The 3926-nt window shown below is 33.3% G+C and carries 3 protein-coding genes; all 3 read right to left on the bottom strand.

Annotated features, from left to right (window positions below):
* Positions 1 to 116: 116 nt before the first annotated feature.
* Genes QSE00_RS25035 through QSE00_RS25045 form a run of 3 tightly spaced genes read right to left on the bottom strand, consistent with a single transcriptional unit; the run spans position 117 to position 3848 of the window.
* A complete protein-coding gene (locus tag QSE00_RS25035) occupies positions 117 to 1385 on the bottom strand; it encodes a hypothetical protein (protein WP_286108004.1) in 1269 nt (422 codons plus the stop codon).
* Between the two features lie 4 nt (positions 1386 to 1389).
* Complete coding sequence (locus QSE00_RS25040; RefSeq protein WP_286108005.1) at positions 1390 to 2688, bottom strand: restriction endonuclease subunit S; 1299 nt, start codon at positions 2686 to 2688, stop codon at positions 1390 to 1392.
* Positions 2685 to 3848 carry an N-6 DNA methylase gene (locus tag QSE00_RS25045; RefSeq protein ID WP_286108006.1) on the bottom strand — a complete coding sequence of 388 codons (1164 nt, stop codon included), beginning with the start codon at positions 3846 to 3848 and terminating at the stop codon, positions 2685 to 2687. Before QSE00_RS25045 ends, QSE00_RS25040 begins: the two co-directional genes overlap by 4 nt.
* Positions 3849 to 3926 lie beyond the last annotated feature (78 nt).

Here is a 3926-nt window from a genome sequence, read left to right on the forward strand (position 1 = left end):
TCGGTAGAAATCATAAGCAGATAATTGGTTAAATATTTGAATGTCAATAACTTAAATATACCAATTTTCTGCTTTTCCTGCAATATAAAACACCCATTTCTTAAGTCGAACTCACGTTAATTAGTATTTGTGTATGATGATGTTGGTGTTGTATTTCCTCCATCAATAAATTCTACATTAAAATAAGGGTTAAAGAGAAGCTGATTAGCCTCTTGTAAATCCTTACTTTTAACCTTGAAAAGAGAAGTATTGCCACTTGGGTAGATAGCTCTAGTATCATCTAGTTGGATAGCACCTTTTTTAATTGGCTCTTGAATCATTTCTATCTCTCTAAACAACCAGCCCTCTTCATTATTAATAATTTCCTTTGGAATATATTCACATTTATTTGATATGATTTTGGCAATACCAATTAACTCATCTCCTCCTAAAGTTATGTATACGTAGTCGCCTTTTTTTAATTTATTTTTAAATTCATCACCGCGACCTTTTCCCGTACTTTCATGAATTGTGATCCAGTTATTTTGTTTTAAAGCCTCAATAATATGTTTGTTCTTATTTGCTTTAAAAGAACCATGTGATACTTTATAAAGTCCTGCTCCATTTAAATTGATTATTTTTACTTTTGGACTAGAAAAATTCTCTTGATTTGTTGTGGTGTTCAAATACACTTTTTTATTATATAACGTGTCATGGTAAGCAAAAAACGACGTGAATTTATATATTCCTTCTTGTTTTAGTTTAAAATCAATGTCCTTTAATCTAGTTACATTATTTGATTTTTTACTATCTCTAGAAATTGCTTGATTTAGCTTTAACATTTCATCTATAGTCAAGCCTACTACATTAGCATTTATATCTAGGTTATTTGCAAATTCTTCTAATCCATTTATTGCATGTATTTTTATATTTTCGAAACTTCCATCCTCATTTACAATAGCAACTCGATCATTAAGATTTAATGAATTTTTAAAAATATTATATTTAGGATACCCTGAAATAATGTAATAACTAACAAAAATTTTATCATTAATATCTTGTATAATTTTATTTAAGTCAAGTTCTATTGGGTGAATAAATGGTTGAAAATTCGCTTTAACCCTAGATATTAACTCAGGATAGACAGCATTAATTTGTAAAAATTCATCATTCTCACACGCAACTTCTTTTACATTATTTAAAAGAAAACTCTCACCTTGATTAATTTCTAAAACTTCACCTATAAGCAACTTACTACCTGTAATAAAAATTGCATTATCCTTTAACGCTAATTCGCCATAAACACCTTGCCATCTACTTACTGCAGGATCTTCCCATAAAATAGTTTTATCAACGCTATTATATTGATCTAATAATTTTAATCTCGATATTAATGTTTTTATCATCTATTTACTTTTTCTCAATATTATATTTCTCACTCTCCTCAGCAACCATACCCAAACCTTCATTTACCTCCAAACTATCCACATCTATCATCCCGGTCATTAAACGTGGTAATAAAATATCGCGTGCTTCTTTCAAAAGTTTATTTTGATTAACACAGGATGAAATTGTATCTAATATTAGATTATTTATTTTTTCATATTTATGAATGAAATCATTTGTTGGTATAATTACTGGGTATTTTTTTAGCACGTTCCAATTGGCTCTAGGCATTTTCGTTCCGTTTGACGATTGCGTTGCTGAATCCACAAAATGGTCGCTAAATACTGTCTGTAAAATGAATCCGTGTATATTACTCCTTTTAGGTCTTAAAATAATAGTGTCAGAGGATGCAATTCCATCAATCAATGCAACACCAACCTTATGAAAATATGGTCTGATTTTTCCAAAAAGTATATCGTGCTTTTTAAATGAGTATTTAGCACTTTCAACTTTTGCTGCTGTTTCCCAATTTGACAATGTAAATGATTTTCTTGGAATATGCTCCAATCCAATATATGGTGTTTCATTTGGTAAGTTTCTCGGGTGAACCATTTTGGTCTGAAGAATTACTAATGTACCAAGCTCCGTTACCTTCCACCCTATAGGCATTCCACTTTCTTCGCTATACTCCGCATTTTCAAATCCAGGAAATTTAAAACGTACAAACCACTCTTCATAGGTTTGTTGTGCTTGTTCTTCTAATAATTTTATGCGTTTTAGGTTGTTTTCTATTAAATCATCATAAGCAGATAAAATGGAGGCTATTTTGCGTTGGGTTTCTTTGGATTTAGGAACAGCTAACTTAGTTGAATAAATCTTTTTTGGCGACGTATGTTTTACTGTTGCTCCAGAAGAAGAACCAGCTATATATTTTTGGTAAGAATGTGTTCTTAATAACCAATAAATAAAGTCAATATCGAAATCTTTAGTTAACAAAGAAATTAATCCTATTCGTTGATTATGTAAATATGTGTGTCTTTCATCTTTTGGCACTTTTGCAGAATAACCTAACGTATCAGCTTGTTTACTCAAATCTGTCATTGTAACAATAACATCTCCTTCAGATAAAACAAACTCATCATTTATTGGTCCATCATAGTATTTCATTTTTCCATCCTTAAAACCACCTCCAATTGAAAAATTACCAGGTGTTACAAGAATGTTTTCATTTGGCTCTTCAACAAAATATTCACCTTTAAAACCATAGCCATGTTTAATATGAATTATATCGCCTAATTTAATTTGCTTCCAACCTTTCCTCATAATTTCACAGATTGTATTTGCTCCATTAAATTATTGGCTTCGGTATTGAGTTGTGCTAATTCGTTATGTATTTCTGTCATACGTGTTTTGTAGTCAAAATCCATATCAACATTAATACTTACTCCAACATAGCGGCCTGGTGTTAAGCTGTAGTCTTGCTCTTTTATTTCTTCTAAGGTCGCAATTTTGCATAGGCCTTCTACGTCTTGGTAGATGCCTTTTGGGAAATGTTGGTTTAACCAGCTGTTGTTCTCGACTGCGCTCGAACTGACTGCTTCTGGATTACTTTCTCTAAAGGAATTCATGATTGCTGTTAAACCTTCGAGTTGCTCGTCGCTAAAATCGTTAATGGTGGTGCTTACCTTTCTAAAGGTATTTCGGGCATCTATCATTAACACCTTGTCCTTATTTTCTTCAGATTTTCCTTTGTTAAAAAACCAGACATGGCAAGGTAAACTGCGGGTATAGAAAAAGTTGTTGCTTATGGAGACAATACATTCTACATCGCCCGTTACAATTAGTTTTTGGCGGATTAGTTTTTCGGCATTTCCAGCATCGGTTGCAGAACTCGCCATGACAAATCCTGCACGTCCTGTTTCATTTAAATACGAATGGAAATACTGCATCCATAAATAGTTTCCATTGCTTATGGTGCCTTTGCCTGTAAGTGGTGCGCCAAATGGCAATCGGTCGTCGTCTGCCAAAAACTTATTTTTAGCGTCTATTTTATCGACATTAAATGGTGGATTGGCCATAACAAAGTCGCACTTGCCTGTTAGGTTATGAGGATTGGTGTAAAAGCTATTACTTTCAATTATTTTACCTTCTATACCATGAATGGCAAGGTTCATTTTAGCTAAACGAGTGTTGTTGCTTTTCAGTTCTGTACCATACACGGTTATGGCTTCGTTTACATTTTTATGTTCGTGGTCTTCTATAAAATGTGCCGTCTGTACAAACATACCGCCAGAACCACAAGCAGGATCATGGACTATACCATGATTAGGCTGTATAAAGTTTACAATGAGGTTTACTAAAGATGGTGGTGTAAAGAATTCACCCCCTTCTTGTGCACCTGCTCCTTGCATGGAGAATTTCATAAGGAAAAACTCATAAATTGGATACTTCGGACCAAATTGCGCCAGGCTTTTCGGTTTCATTGCGCCAGTGATTTCGGTTCAAACTGCGCCACTTCCCTGAGGGATTTCGGTTCGTTTTGCGCCAGTGATTTCGGTTCG

Origin of the sequence: Arenibacter flavimaris (assembly GCF_030291335.1) — a bacterium.
Lineage (GTDB): Bacteria > Bacteroidota > Bacteroidia > Flavobacteriales > Flavobacteriaceae > Arenibacter.